Origin of the sequence: Hydrogeniiclostridium mannosilyticum, assembly GCF_003268275.1 — a bacterium.
GTDB lineage: Bacteria > Bacillota > Clostridia > Oscillospirales > Acutalibacteraceae > Hydrogeniiclostridium > Hydrogeniiclostridium mannosilyticum.
This window is the reverse complement of record NZ_QLYR01000015.1, coordinates 19,133-33,621: the sequence shown is the minus strand read 5'-3', so window position 1 is coordinate 33,621 and position 14,489 is coordinate 19,133. Positions and strand designations below refer to the sequence as shown.

9 protein-coding genes are annotated in these 14,489 nt (G+C 55.5%); all 9 read left to right on the top strand.

Annotated elements, in window-relative coordinates; translation table 11 throughout:
• On the top strand, positions 1 to 1,795 hold a 1,795-nt coding region (locus DPQ25_RS13570; RefSeq protein ID WP_242978381.1), incomplete at its 5' end, for a ribonuclease J.
• Between the two features lie 67 nt (positions 1,796 to 1,862).
• The gene (locus DPQ25_RS13565; protein ID WP_112333714.1) at positions 1,863 to 3,836 is read left to right on the top strand and encodes a DHH family phosphoesterase; all 1,974 of its coding nucleotides are present in this window, start codon (positions 1,863 to 1,865) and stop codon (positions 3,834 to 3,836) included.
• Positions 3,837 to 3,898: 62 nt separating this feature from the next.
• Entirely contained in the window at positions 3,899 to 4,345 is a 447-nt protein-coding gene (rplI, locus tag DPQ25_RS13560; RefSeq protein ID WP_112333713.1) for a 50S ribosomal protein L9, read from the top strand.
• A gap of 48 nt (positions 4,346 to 4,393) precedes the next feature.
• Complete coding sequence (gene dnaB / locus DPQ25_RS13555; protein WP_112333712.1) at positions 4,394 to 5,770, top strand: replicative DNA helicase; 1,377 nt, start codon at positions 4,394 to 4,396, stop codon at positions 5,768 to 5,770.
• Positions 5,760 to 7,130, top strand: coding sequence for a tRNA lysidine(34) synthetase TilS (tilS, locus tag DPQ25_RS13550; protein WP_177577119.1), 1,371 nt, complete (start codon positions 5,760 to 5,762; stop codon positions 7,128 to 7,130). The genes dnaB and tilS overlap by 11 nt, the downstream gene beginning before the upstream one ends.
• A gap of 30 nt (positions 7,131 to 7,160) precedes the next feature.
• Positions 7,161 to 7,700, top strand: a complete 540-nt coding sequence (gene hpt, locus DPQ25_RS13545) for a hypoxanthine phosphoribosyltransferase (protein WP_112333710.1) — start codon at positions 7,161 to 7,163, stop codon at positions 7,698 to 7,700.
• A 27-nt stretch (positions 7,701 to 7,727) separates the two neighbouring features.
• Positions 7,728 to 9,683, top strand: coding sequence for an ATP-dependent zinc metalloprotease FtsH (ftsH, locus tag DPQ25_RS13540; protein ID WP_112333709.1), 1,956 nt, complete (start codon positions 7,728 to 7,730; stop codon positions 9,681 to 9,683).
• A gap of 404 nt (positions 9,684 to 10,087) precedes the next feature.
• Complete coding sequence (locus tag DPQ25_RS13530; RefSeq protein WP_112333707.1) at positions 10,088 to 12,067, top strand: DNA gyrase/topoisomerase IV subunit B; 1,980 nt, start codon at positions 10,088 to 10,090, stop codon at positions 12,065 to 12,067.
• Between the two features lie 83 nt (positions 12,068 to 12,150).
• Entirely contained in the window at positions 12,151 to 14,415 is a 2,265-nt protein-coding gene (locus DPQ25_RS13525; protein WP_112333706.1) for a DNA gyrase/topoisomerase IV subunit A, read from the top strand.
• The last annotated feature ends 74 nt before the right edge of the window (positions 14,416 to 14,489 follow it).

Genomic DNA, 14,489 nt, shown 5'->3' with positions numbered 1-14,489 from the left:
GCCCGGCCGTCCGGCTGCCAGCCGCAGGACAGCCGGCGTTTCGCAGGCACAGAAGCCCACGGCGCCGCTGCAGGCTCAAGCGCAGGCGGAGCGGAAGCCGCAGCAGCGCCGCAGAGCGGCAAAAAATCAGGTGGTAAAACCGTCTGTTAAGGTTTATTTCCTGGGCGGCCTGAATGAGGTTGGTAAAAACTTTACGCTTTTTGAGTGCGAGAATGACATGGTCATTGTGGACTGCGGCATGGCCTTTCCGGACGGCGACATGCTGGGCGTGGACCTGGTGCTGCCCGATTTTACCTTTGTGGAGAGAAACGCCGACAGGATCCGCGGCATTGTGATTACGCACGGGCACGAGGATCACATCGGCGCGCTGCCCTACCTGCTCAAGCGTGTAAACCTGCCGGTGTATGCGACCCGCCTGACGGTGGGGCTGATTGAGGGCAAGCTCAAGGAGCACGGCCTCACCGGCAAGGTCAAACTGAATGTGGTAAAACCCGGCGGAGCCGTTCAGCTTGGCTGCATGAAGGTCGAATTTATCCATGTCAACCACTCCATCCCGGATGCGGTGGGCTTTGCCATTCATTCGCCGGCGGGCGTCATTGTGCACACGGGCGACTTTAAAATCGACAGCACCCCGGCACAGGGGGAGATGATAGACCTTGCACGTTTCGCGGAGCTTGGCAAGAAGGGGGTTCTGGCCCTGATGGCGGACTCCACCAACGCGGAGCGGCCCGGCTACACCAAGACGGAAAAAATGGTGGACAACTCCTTTGAAAGCCTGTTCCAGCGTGCGGAAAATAACCGCATCATCATTGCGACCTTTGCCTCCAATATCAGCCGTGTACAGCAGATTATCAACTGCGCTGTGCGCTTCGGCAGAAAGGTCGCCCTATCCGGGCGGTCGATGCTGAACGTGATGGGCATCGCGGTGGAGCTTGGCTACTTGGATGTGCCGGAGGGCGTTTTGATTGACATTGACCTTTTAAACCGTTATCCTAAAGAAAAAGTGGTGCTGGTCACAACAGGCAGCCAAGGGGAGCCCATGAGCGCGCTGGCACGCATGGCCTTTGCCGACCACCGCAAGGTGGAGGTGGGCCCGGGCGACTTTATCATCATTTCGGCCCGGCCGATTCCCGGCAACGAAAAAACCGTCGGCAACGTTGTAGACGAGCTGCTTAAGCGCGGCTGCGAGGTTGTTTATGAGTCGATGTACGAAGTGCATGTCTCCGGGCATGCCTGCCAGGATGAGCTGAAGATCATCCACGGCATTGTAAAGCCGAAATATTTCATTCCGGTGCACGGCGAGCAGAAAATGCTGCAAAAGCACGCCGGGGTGGCGAAAGCCATGGGCATGTCCAGCGCCAATATCTATATCGGCGATATCGGCGACGTGGTGGAAATCAACGAAGCGTTCCTGCGCAATGCGGGGACGGTTCCGGCCGGCCGGGTGCTGGTCGACGGCCTGGGGGTCGGCGACGTGGGCAGCATAGTGCTGCGGGACCGCAAGCACCTGGGCGAGGACGGCCTCATCGTTGTAGTTTGCACCATTTCCCTGGCTACGGGCGAGCTGGTCGCAGGCCCGGATGTGGTTTCAAGGGGTTTTGTCTATGTGCGGGAGTCCGAGCCGCTTCTGGACGAGACCAAGGCCCTGGTTCAGGATATTATCAACGAATGCGCCCAGGGGAATATCCATGAGTGGGGCACGATCAAAACAAGGATTAAGGACGGCATTTCCAGATTGCTGTATGACCGTACCAGACGCAGCCCCATGATTCTCCCTATTATTATGGAGGTTTGATGGACGCGGAGAAAACAGGCGGTATCGTTAGGAGAGATTTCAGGGTGAGAAAGGCGGGAGAGACTGCATGAAAAAGAGAGTATGGGCTTCCTCTCCGATATTTTTTGTCATATTAGCCATCATGTTTGCCATGACGGCCGCCACCTACTTTATAGGCCAGACGGCGCTGTTTTATGTTGAGCTGGGAGTTTCGGTGGTTGCCACCATTGCGGTGGCCGTTTCGCTGCATTTTTTTGAAACCTATGTCGGCGGTGCGGTTAAAAGCGCCAAGAAAGCGCTGGGGGGGCTGGATTACCAGGCCCTGCAGGATTTTACCATGGCGGTTGCCGTGGTGGGCGAGGCCGGCGATATTGTTTGGACAAACCGCGAGTTTATCGTCAGCGTAAGCGGCAACCGTGAGTGCCAGGGTGAAAATATCCTGCGCTTTTTATACCCGAAAACGGTTCCCCAAATCCTGGAGGACGGCGGCACGGACATTGCGGTGGATGACCGCCAGTTTACTGTGTACGGCGCGCGTACCGGTGAAAGCGTTGTACTGTATTTTGTGGACGATACCTACTATAAGGAAATCAACAAGGAATATGCGCTGACCCGCCCGGTGGTGCTTTTGATTTGCTTTGACAACCGGGAGGAGCTGGCGCGCGAAAGCACCGGGGCAGAGGATGCCCGCGTCGGCTCGGAGGTGCAGGCTAAGCTGGATGCCTGGGCCGTGAATATGAACGGCTTTCTCAAGCGGCTGAACGGGGAGCGCTATTTGGTACTGACCGACGAGGAGCATATTCAGGGAATGATGGACAGCCGCTTCCCCATCCTCGATGAAATTCGCAATATTAAAAATGAGAACAACCAGAGCGCCACCATTTCCGTCGGCGTGGGCCGCGGGGCCTCCAGCCTGAAGGAGGGGGAGCTTTGGGCGAGAAGGGCGCTTGATATGGCTCTGGGCCGCGGCGGCGACCAGGTCGCCGTCAAACAGAAAAATGATACATATGAGTTCTTCGGCGGCCTCTCGAAAGGTGTGGAAAAGCGGGACAAGGTGCGCACCAGGGTCATTGCGGCAACGCTGTCGGACCATGTCAGGGCCAGCGATGCTGTCTTTGTAATGGGCCATAAGTTTTCGGATCTTGACAGCATGGGCGCGGCGGTAGGCCTGTGGAGCGCCATCAATAAGGTAATGAACAAAAAGGCCTACATCGTTGTCAACCGCGCGCAGACCCTGGCGGGGCAGGTGGTTGCCAGCATGGAGGAAAAGGCCGGGGGCCAGCAAGTGTTTTTATCCCCGCAGGAGGCGCTCTCCATGGTTGGGCCGCACGCGCTGCTGATTGTTGTGGACACCCACACCCCGGACTTTATAGAAAGCCCGGAGCTGTTAAATGCCGTGCCCCGTGTGGTGGTCATTGACCACCACCGCATGATGGTGCACCACATTGAAAACGCGCTGATTTTTTACCATGAGCCCTACGCCAGCTCCGCGAGCGAGATGGTGGCTGAGCTGGTGCAATATATCGGCGAGAACTGCCTGGACCGCACAGAGGCCGAGGCGCTGCTCTCCGGTATTATGCTGGACACAAAGAATTTTGTGCTGCGCACCGGGGTGCGCACCTTTGAGGCCGCCGCCTACCTGCGGCGGCGCGGCGCGGACACGGTGCGGGTCAAGCGGATGTTTTCGGATTCAATCGACGCCTATAAGGAAAAATACCGCATTGTCTCCAGCGCGGAGGTGGTCAACCAATGCGCCATTGCCTCCACGGAACAGGATTCCGCCAATATCCGCGTGACGGCGGCGCAGGCAGCGGACGAGCTGCTGTCCATTAAAGGGGTGGCCGCATCGTTTGTGCTGTTTCCCACAGGGAATACCGTGAATATTTCGGCCCGAAGCCTGGGCGACATCAACGTCCAGCTGATTATGGAAACGCTGGGCGGCGGCGGGCACTTTACCATGGCCGGCGCCCAGCTGGCCGACGTAACCGTAAAACGGGCGCGGGAGCTCCTTTCGGATGCAATCCGCGGCTTTATGGAGAAAAATGTACAGCATAAGGAGTAAAACGCCTTGGGGGAAGTCCCCTTCGCTGTACAGAACATCTCAGATTTTGGAGGTATGTAAGGATGAAGGTTTTATTATTGGCAGACGTAAAGGGCAGCGGCAAAAAGGGAGAGCTTGTCAACGTATCGGACGGATATGCCCGGAACTTCCTCTTTCCGAAAAAGCTTGCCAAAGAGGCAAATGCACAGGTGATGAACGAGCTGAAGAACGCGGCGGACGCAAAGGCCTACCATGTTAAGGTCGAGACGGAGAACGCCCAGAAGGCCGCGGAGCTGCTCAATGGAAAGAATGTAAAGATTTTTGCAAAGGCTGGCCAGGGCGGTAAGCTTTTCGGCTCTGTTACCGCAAAGGAGGTCTCTGAGGAGATTAAAAAACAGTTTGGCGTTGAGGTGGATAAGCGCAAAGTCGAGATGGGCGACATCAAGGCGTTCGGTACGTTTCCCTGTGAGGTCAAGCTCTACACCGGCGTTTCCGCGAGCCTGTATGTCATGGTGGGCGAGCAGCCGTAATTTGCAGCGCTGGATTTGTAAGGAAGGGCATGGAAGGAGGCTGTGTAAATGGCGGATTTATCATTGGGCAGCGGGGCCTATAACGCCCTGAGCCTGCCCTTTGCACCCGAGGCGGAGCAGTCCGTCCTGGGGGCCGTTTTATTGGACTCCGCCTGTATGGACCGTGTGGCGGAAATTCTCCCCCGCCCGGAATATTTTTACCAGGTCAATAACAGCCTGATCTACGCGACCATGCTGGATATGTTTACCCTGGGCAAGCCGATTGATTTTGTTACGGTTTTGGAGCAGCTCAAGCCTCAAAAGGGATTTGATGAGGCCTCCGGCAAGACCTACCTGCTGCAGCTGGCACAGCTGGTGCCCTCTATCAGTAATGTGGAGACCTATGCCAATATTGTGCGCGACAAGTATGACACCCGAACCCTGATTGTCACGGCCCGGGAGATTCTGGAGGAAGCGGGCAGCGGCGAGGTGCCGGCCTCGACCTTGCTGGATTCCGCGGAACAGCGCATTTTTGACATCCGGCGCGGAAAAAATATGCAGGGGCTCCAGCGGATAGATGAGATTATTCTCGACACCTTTGACCGCCTGGACCAGCTGAATTCGCCGGACAGCGATAAATTCCGCGGAGTGCCGACCGGCATTAAGGAGCTGGACGAGACCATTACGGGCTTGAACCGGACGGACCTGATTCTGCTCGGCGCCCGCCCCGGCATGGGCAAGACCAGCTTTGCGCTGAATATTGCCCGCCATGCGGCTGTAAAGGCGGGCCGGAAGGTCGCCTTTTTCTCGTTGGAAATGGGCCGTGAGCAGCTGTGCTCGCGCTTACTTTCCACCGAGGCGTTGGTGGGCGGCACAAAGCTGCGCACCGGTAAGCTTGCGGACGACGAGTGGGTACGCCTGGTGGAGGCCGGCGACATCCTCTCAAAAGCGCCGATTTATTTTGACGATAACCCCTCTATCACCGTCCCGGAGATGAAGGCAAAGCTGCGCCGCCTGAAGGATGTGGACCTGGTGATTATCGACTATCTGCAGCTGATGAACGGAACCTCCCGCAGGGGCGGGGACAACCGGGTGCAGGAAATTTCCGAAATCACGCGCGGGCTCAAGGTCATGGCCAAGGAGCTGAACATACCGGTGCTGACGCTGTCTCAGCTGGCGCGTGACAGCGAGAAACGGACGAGCCACCGCCCAGTGCTTTCCGACCTGCGTGATTCGGGCTCTATTGAACAGGACGCCGATATTGTTTTGTTCCTCTACCGGGAAGATTATTATGCCAATGAGGGCGACCCGGAGGAGAGCGACAAAAACAGCGGCGAGTGTATTGTGGCTAAGAACAGGCATGGCGAGGCCAAGACGGTGCCGCTGCACTGGCAGGGCGAATTTATGCGCTTTACCGCGCAGGAGGCCTTCCGCAGTGAATACTGAGCTTTGTAAAATAGAAGAAAAAGCGCAGCGGGCGATTGAAGCGTACGCCATGCTGCCGGAAAATGAACTGGTCGTGGTTGGGCTTTCCGGCGGGGCGGATTCGGTCGCCCTTACGCATTTTTTATGGCGCTTGCAGGCCGTCCGCCGCTTTACCCTGCAGGCGGCCCACCTAAACCATGGCCTGCGCGGCGCGGCAGCCGACAGGGATGAGCAGTTTGCCCGTTCTTTTTGCGCTTCCAGAGGTATTCCTCTTCATGTCCGGCAGGTCTGTATTGCCGATCTAGCCCGCGCCGGGGGCTGCGGCACAGAGGCGTGCGGCCGCGCCGCGCGTTATGCCTTTTTTGACGAGCTGACGGCGGGCGGCGGGCGGATTGCAACCGCGCACACAGCCTCCGACAATGCGGAAACCATGCTGATGAATTTTGCACGCGGGGCGGGAACCCACGGCCTGCGCGGCATTCCGCCGGTGCGCGGCAAGATCGTTCGTCCGTTTATCGCGTTAAGCCGGAATGAAATTGAACGCTACTGCGCATATTATCATTTGGAGTATGTGACGGATGAAACAAATCTGGAGCGGGATTACGTGCGCAATCAGATCCGCTTGGATGCCGTGCCGGTGTTCCGAAAGATAAACCCTGCCTTTGAGGCGGCAGCCACCCGTGCGGCAGAGCAGCTTGCACAGGACGACGCCTTTCTAACGCGGCAGATGGAGGACGCCGTGCGAACGATGCGCCAGGGCGGCGGATGGCGGCTTGATGCCGTGCGGACCTTGCCAGACCCGCTCCTTTCCCGCTTTTTAGCTGCTGAAACCGGCAGGGCTGGCGCCGGCCGGCTGACAAGCCTGCATCTGCGGCTTGCCATGCAGGCGGTGCGCAATGGCGGCGGCGTGTCGGTGCCGGGGGGAATACAGGTGAACGCTGCGGGCAATACTTTGTTTATTGAACGGCATCCGGCACAGGAGTGGGCCCCCGTGCCGCTTCAGCGGCCTGTCACCACGCTGCCCGACGGCCGCGTGTTCCGCATGACAGAGGTTTCTGAGGCTGAAATAGAAAATCTTAGGAAATTTAATAATTTGTTATTTAATAATCTGCTTAGTTATGATACAATAACAGATAATATGTTTCTCAGAACCCGGCAGCCGGGCGACTGCTTTTCCCCCAGGGCCCGGGGCGTTACCAAAAGCCTGAAAAAGCTGTTTAACGAGGCTAAATTCTCTCCGCTTCAAAGGGCGCGGGAGCTTCTCTTGGCCGACGCTGCGGGGAATATTGTCTGGATGGAGCACTTTGGCCCGAGCCGGGGGGCCGGGTGGTCCGCGGATAAAAAGGGGCCCTATGTCAGGGTCGGCATCGATGATGCTTAACGGATTATGAATCATTGAGGAGAGAATGGGATGGAACAAGACATTCAAGAGGTATTATTCAGCAAGGAGTATCTGGACCAAACGGTGCGGGAGCTGGGCAGCCGGATCAGCCGTGATTACGAAGGCAAAAACCTGCTGCTGGTCAGCGTGCTGAAGGGCAGCGTCGTCTTTATGGCCGACCTCATGCGGGCAATCACAATCCCCTGCAGCATTGACTTTATGGCGGTGAGCAGCTATGGCGCCGGCGTAAAGACAAGCGGTGTGGTGCGGATTATTAAGGACTTGGATATTAACCTGGAAGGCTGGGACCTCTTGTTGGTTGAGGATATTTTAGACAGCGGCATGACCCTGAGCTACATACGCGAAATGCTGCAGCAACGCAACCCCAAAAGCATAAAGCTGTGTACCTTGTTTGATAAACCGGAGCGCCGTACAGTGGACCTCAATGCGGATTATTCCGGCCTGAACGTGCCCAACGAGTTTATAGTGGGCTACGGCCTGGATTATAATGAAAAATATCGGAATTTACCCTATGTGGGAATTTTGAAACCCGAGGTTTACGGGGGCTGAACGAAAGAATAAAGGAGTGAATCCGCGTTGGAGAATAAAAATAAAATCCGAAATTGGGCGCTTTATATCGGCATTCCGATAGTGCTGCTCATCATCCTGTCGCTGGTGCTGACTAATCAGCCGACCAAGAATATGAAATATTCTGAGGTCATCACCTATTTCCGCAACGAGCAGGTCACGGATTTTGAGTTGGACCTCGGCAGCGGCGAGATGGTTCTGACACTCAATGACAGCAGCCAGACAAAAATTAATTATTCCGTGCCGAGCGTAACCCTGCTGCTGGATGAAATTACGCCCTATATTGAGGAATATGACAAGACCCATGACGAGGTGATGGGGCGCGATTATAAGCGCCCGGCGGAGACCTCCTGGCTTACCAGTATGATCCCCATGCTGCTGGTGCTGGTCGTCGGCGTCCTGTTCTGGTGGTTCATGATGAAGCGCCTGAACGCAAGCATGGGCGATGCCGGCAAGCAGATGAACTTCGGCAAGGCTAAAATTAAGCAAATGGCGGATGAAAAGCGCAAGACCACCTTTGCCGACGTTGCCGGTGCGGACGAGGAAAAGGAGGAGCTGCGCGAGATTGTGGAGTTCCTCAAAAATCCGAAGAAATATAATGAGCTGGGCGCCAGGATCCCCAAGGGCGTGCTGCTGGTGGGCCCTCCGGGCACCGGTAAAACGCTGTTGGCCCGGGCGGTTGCGGGCGAGGCCGGCGTGCCGTTCTTCTCCATTTCAGGTTCTGATTTTGTGGAGATGTTCGTCGGCGTCGGTGCATCGCGTGTGCGGGACCTGTTTGAACAGGCCAAGAAAAACTCCCCCTGTATTATCTTTATCGACGAGATTGATGCGGTCGGCCGGCAGCGCGGCGCGGGCCTTGGCGGCGGCCATGACGAGCGTGAGCAAACCCTGAACCAGCTGCTGGTAGAAATGGACGGCTTCGGCGCCAATGAGGGCGTTATTATGATTGCCGCCACAAACCGCCCCGATATTTTGGACCCCGCTCTGATGCGCCCGGGCCGTTTTGACCGCCAGGTTATGGTTGGGTACCCCGACATTAAGGGCCGCGAAGAAATATTGAAGGTGCATGCGCGCGGCAAGCCGATTGCCCCAGATGTAAACCTGAAGACCATTGCTAAGTCCACCGCCGGTTTTACCGGCGCCGATTTGGAGAACCTGCTCAATGAGGCGGCGCTGCTGGCCGCGAGAAGGAGCCTGAAGGCCATTACCATGACGGAAATTGAGGAGGCCACCATCAAGGTGGTGGTGGGCACGGAGAAAAAGAGCCACGTGATGACCGATAAGGAGAAAACTCTGACGGCCTACCACGAGGGGGGGCATGCGGTCGCCACCTATTACTGTGCCACACAGGATCCCGTCCATCAGATTTCCATCATCCCGCGTGGGATGGCTGGCGGTTACACCATGCAGCTGCCGACGGAGGACCGTTCCTACCACACCCGTAAGGAAATGGAGGAGGAGCTGGTGGTCCTGCTCGGCGGGCGTGTGGCAGAAGCGCTGACATTGGACGATATTTCCACGGGCGCTTCCAACGATATTGAACGCGCAACTAAAATGGCCCGCTCCATGGTGACAAAGTACGGCATGAGCGACCTGCTGGGAACCATTACCTATGGGCAGGATGACAGCGAGCCCTTCCTAGGCCGGGATATGGGGCATATCCGCAACTATTCCGAGTCTACAGCCTCGGCGATTGATGCGGAGATTAAGCGGCTGGTTACAACAGCCTATGAGAAAACCGAGACCATTCTGCGCGAGCATATGGACCAACTCAACCAGGTAGCCCAATTCCTTTTCTTGCACGAGAAGATGAGCGGGGACGAATTTGCCAGCCTAATGGAGGGCAAGCTGCTGGAGAGCCCGTCAACGCCGCACGTCTCGCCATCGGCTGCAGCAGGCTCCGGCGAGCTCGGCGCCACAGAGGCCGGGCAGGAGACAGTGGAAGACGAAAATAAAGAGAATTAAGCGGAAAGAGGGAAATCGCTGATATTTCCCTCTTTTTCTTCGTACAGCAGCGCGTTATATTCGGGTGCGGGACGGACCGCTTTTTGGAGCGCGCTTCGTGTTTTAAATAATCGGTAAGCTTGCTGCTTCTGTAAGGGTAAACCGGTTCTGCTGGCGTCGCATTCACTGCCGGCGGGACCGGTTGCTTGGCGGGCAGTGATTACCAAAATAGCGGGAAGCCGCCGTTTATGCTATAATAAATCATAGCGGCCTTCTGGCCGTGGACAGTGTGCGGATCCTTACAGTATAGCGTATATGTGCCGGAAAAATAATGCTGCCGTAGCGGCGGTATTCACGGTATTTGTTAGCGGGCGGCGGCAATACTTGAAATAAAAGACTTATATTCAGGGAGAGATGAAGGAAAGATGGCGGCGAGAAAAGCAGCTTATAATAACGAAAGCATATCTATGCTCAAGGGCGCGGACCGGGTTCGCCTGCGTCCGGCGGTGATTTTTGGCTCGGATGGCATTGAGGGATGTGAGCATTCTATTTTTGAAATTCTTTCAAACTCAATCGACGAAGCACGCGAGGGCTTCGGTACTGAGATCACGGTCACGCGCTTTTTGGATCATTCTGTCGAGGTCGAGGACCACGGCCGCGGTATTCCGGTGGATTTTAACCAGAACGAACAGCGCTATAACTGGGAGCTGGTTTTTTGTGAGATGTATGCGGGCGGCAAGTATCATAACAACCAGGCTGGCAGCTACGAGTATTCGCTTGGGCTCAATGGCCTCGGCCTTTGTGCAACGCAGTACGCTTCGGAGTACATGGATGTCGATATCCGCACGGGCGATACCCGGTATACGCTTCACTTTGAGCGCGGCGAGAATGCCGGCGGCCTTCACAAGGAACCCAGTAAGGCTAAATCCGGCACAAAAATTCGCTGGAAGCCCGATATGCAGGTTTTTACGGATATTCAGGTACCGGTAGAATATTATATGGATATGATCAAGCGCCAGGCCATTGTCAATGAAGGCATCCGTTTTATCTTCCGCAATGAAACGACGGCAGGCTTTGAGACAACGGAATTTTGCTATGAAAAAGGGATTGTCGACCATGCGCAGGAGCTTGCCGGTGAAGATGCGCTGACGGGCGTACAGTTCTGGCAGACGGAGCGCAAGGTGCGCGACCGTGCGGACAAGCCCGAGTATAAGACAAAAATCAATGTTGCCGTTGCCTTTTCCAACCGCAACCACCAAACGGAGTACTACCATAATTCCAGCTGGCTGGAGCATGGCGGCGCGCCGGATAAGGCGGCGCGCAACGCCTTTGTTTACCAGATTGACGCGTATTTAAAGCAGAGCGGAAAATATAATAAAAACGAGAGCAAGATCACCTTTGCAGATGTGGAAGACTGCCTGATTTTGGTTATTTCCTCCTTCTCCAATGTGACCTCCTATGAGAACCAGACCAAAAAGGCTATTACCAATAAGGGAATCCAGGAGGCGATGGTGGACATGCTGCGCCACCAGCTGGAAATTTACTTTATGGAAAACCCGATGGATGCGGAGAAGATTGCGGGCCAGGTGCTCATCAATAAAAGAAGCCGCGAGGACGCGGAAAAGACCCGGCTGAATCTGCGCAAGAAGCTGACCAGCAATATGGACATCACCAGCCGGGTGGCTAAATTTGTGGATTGCCGCAGCCGCGATGCCGGCGAACGGGAAATTTTTATTGTGGAGGGCGACTCCGCGCTGGGCGCCTGTAAGCAGGCGCGCGATCCCAATTTCCAGGCGATTATGCCGATTCGGGGAAAAATTTTGAACTGCTTGAAGGCGGATTATGATAAGATCTTTAAGAGTGACATTATTACGGACCTGATCAAGGTGCTGGGCTGCGGTGTGCAGGTCAAAAGCAAGGCGAACAAGGACCTGTCCTCATTCGATATGAAGCTTCTGCGTTGGAATAAGGTCATCCTCTGCACGGATGCGGACGTTGACGGGTTTCAGATTCGTACGCTTCTGCTTACCATGCTTTACCGTCTGACGCCGGCTCTGATTGAGTCGGGCAAGGTCTTTATTGCGGAGTCCCCGCTTTATGAAATTACTGCCAAAACCGAGACCTACTTTGCCTACACGGAGCAGGAGAAAAATGATGTCCTGAAAAAATTGGAGGGGCAGAAGTACACCATCCAGCGCAGTAAGGGCCTGGGTGAAAATGAGGCGGACATGATGAACCTGACCACGATGAACCCTGCGACCCGCCGCCTGATTAAGGTGATGCCGGAGGATGCGGCCCGTACGGCGGAGATATTTGACCTGCTGTTAGGCGATAACCTCTCCGGGCGTAAGGAATATATTGCCGAGAACGGGAACTTGTATATTGATTTTCTTGATGTAAGCTGATACTAAAAGTCGAATTTTAGAATAAATTACTGTATGTATAAAATAACTTACGGAAGTGCTTGAAAACGGAGTGAGTAGAAGATATGCCTAGAAAACGCAGTACCGATAAGCAGCCGGGTTCCGCGTCGAAGACCCCACCCAAGGCGCGGGGGATTATTGAGGGGGCCGGCGAGGTAGTAGAGCAGCAAATTACCGCTACGCTGGAGCAGAATTATATGCCTTATGCGATGAGTGTGATCTTATCCCGTGCTATCCCGGAAATCGACGGGTTTAAGCCGTCTCATCGAAAATTATTATACACAATGTATAAAATGGGGTTATTAAATACAGGACGTACAAAAAGCGCGAATATTGTCGGCCAGACCATGAAGCTCAACCCACACGGGGAGGGCGCTATTTATGACACGATGGTCCGCCTGAGCCGCGGCTATGAAGCGCTGCTGCACCCCTATGTGGACAGCAAGGGGAACTTCGGCAAGTTTTATTCCCGGGATATGGCCTGGGCCGCCTCCCGTTATACAGAGGCCAAGCTCGACGGCATCTGCAACGAGCTGTTTCGTGATATTGATAAGGACACGGTGGATTTTGTCGATAATTACGACAATACGATGAAGGAGCCGACGCTGCTTCCGGCCTCCTTCCCGTCGGTTCTGGTCAACGCGAATACGGGCATAGCGGTCGGCATGGCCAGCTCCATCTGCCCCTTCAACCTGGCGGAGGTCTGCCAGGCAACCATTGAGCTAATGCGCGACCCGGAAGCAGACATTGCTGCGGTACTGCAAGCGCCGGATTTCCCGGGCGGCGGACAGATTATCTATGACCGCAAAATTATGGAGCAGATCTATGCCACCGGGCGCGGGAGCTTCCGGGTACGCAGCCGCTATACCTATGACGCGAGCGCGAATTGCATCGACATTACACAGATTCCCCCTACAACCACCGCGGAGGCGATTGTGGAAAAGGTGGTGGATCTGGTCAAGCAGGGCAGGCTGAGGGAAGTAGCCGACATCCGTGACGAAACCGGCTTGGACGGATTGAAGATTACAATAGACCTGAAGCGCGGCGTGGAGCCGGATAAGCTGATGCAGCGCCTTTTCAAAATGTCGCCGCTGGAAGACAGCTTTGCCTGCAATTTTAATGTGCTGATTGCAGGTGTGCCGCGCGTGCTGGGCGTGCGTGAGCTGCTGGGGGAATGGATTGCTTTCCGTATCGAATGCGTCCGGCGCCGTACCTATTATGACCTGAGCCGTAAACGGGATAAGATGCATCTGCTTCAGGGCTTGCGCGCTATTTTGCTGGATATTGACAAGGCTGTGCGGATTGTGCGCGAGACCGAGGAGGAAAGCGAGGTTGTCCCCAACCTGATGATTGGCTTCGGCATCGATGAGGCCCAAGCCGAATATGTGGCGGAAATCAAGCTGCGCCACCTGAACCGCGAGTACATCCTCAAGCGGACGGAGGAAATTGAGCAGCTGCAAAAGGAGATTGAAGAGCTGGAAACCATTTTTAACAGCAAGGCGAAAATCCAGGCAGTCATTGTGCAGGAGCTGCGCCAGGTCATTAAGAATTATGGCCGTCCGCGCAGAAGCATGCTGCTCTATGCGGACGAAATTCAGGAATATGTGGAGGAGGAAGAGGTCGCGGACTATCCGGTGCATCTGTTCTTTACCCGCGACGGTTATTTTAAAAAGATTACGCCGCAGTCACTGCGCATGAGCGGGGAGCAGAAGCTGAAGGAGGGCGACGAGGTCATCCAGCAGGTGGACGGCAGCAATTCTGCGGATTTGCTGTTCTTTACGGACCGCCAGCAGGTCTATAAGGCCAAGGCCGCGGAATTTGCCGACACAAAGGCGAGCGTACTGGGCGAATATATCCCTGCCCGCCTGGGAATGGAAGAGGGGGAGACAGTTCTGTATATGGCGGCAGTGCAGAAGTATGCTGGTTATATGCTCTTCTTCTTTGAAAATGGCAAGGCCGCCAAGGTGGATATGGAGGCCTATGCAACCAAGAACAACCGCAAAAAGCTTGTGAATGCCTACAGCGGCAAGGCCCCCGTAACAGCGATGTTTTATGTGTTGGAGGACACGGATTTTCTGCTGATGAATACGCAGGGGCGTGTGCTGCTAGTTCATACGGGCGCCGTCTCGGCAAAGGCGACCCGCTCTACACAGGGCGTACAGGTGATGACGCTGAAGAAAAATGTCCGCCTGAGGGAGGTCAAGGCCTACCGTGAGGGCATGCTCAAGCGGCCGGACCGCTACCGCAAGGCGATACCGGCAACGGGCTCCCTGCTGACCGCCGAGGAAACGGCGGGCGAGCAGCTTTCCCTGCTGCCGTCCGAGGAATAAAACAAAACCGCCCGCAGGCCAATAGCGAGCGGACGGCTGAGGTTTCCAGAACGGCAAACGTAAAATCATTCGGA

What these genes read in the sequence shown, in the direction of transcription:
- DPQ25_RS13565 (WP_112333714.1), top strand. Translation starts at nt 1,863, where the DNA reads ATGAAAAAGAGAGTATGGGCTTCCTCTCCGATATTTTTTGTCATATTA.
- rplI (WP_112333713.1), top strand. Translation starts at nt 3,899, where the DNA reads ATGAAGGTTTTATTATTGGCAGACGTAAAGGGCAGCGGCAAAAAGGGA.
- dnaB (WP_112333712.1), top strand. Translation starts at nt 4,394, where the DNA reads ATGGCGGATTTATCATTGGGCAGCGGGGCCTATAACGCCCTGAGCCTG.
- hpt (WP_112333710.1), top strand. Translation starts at nt 7,161, where the DNA reads ATGGAACAAGACATTCAAGAGGTATTATTCAGCAAGGAGTATCTGGAC.
- DPQ25_RS13530 (WP_112333707.1), top strand. Translation starts at nt 10,088, where the DNA reads ATGGCGGCGAGAAAAGCAGCTTATAATAACGAAAGCATATCTATGCTC.
- DPQ25_RS13525 (WP_112333706.1), top strand. Translation starts at nt 12,151, where the DNA reads ATGCCTAGAAAACGCAGTACCGATAAGCAGCCGGGTTCCGCGTCGAAG.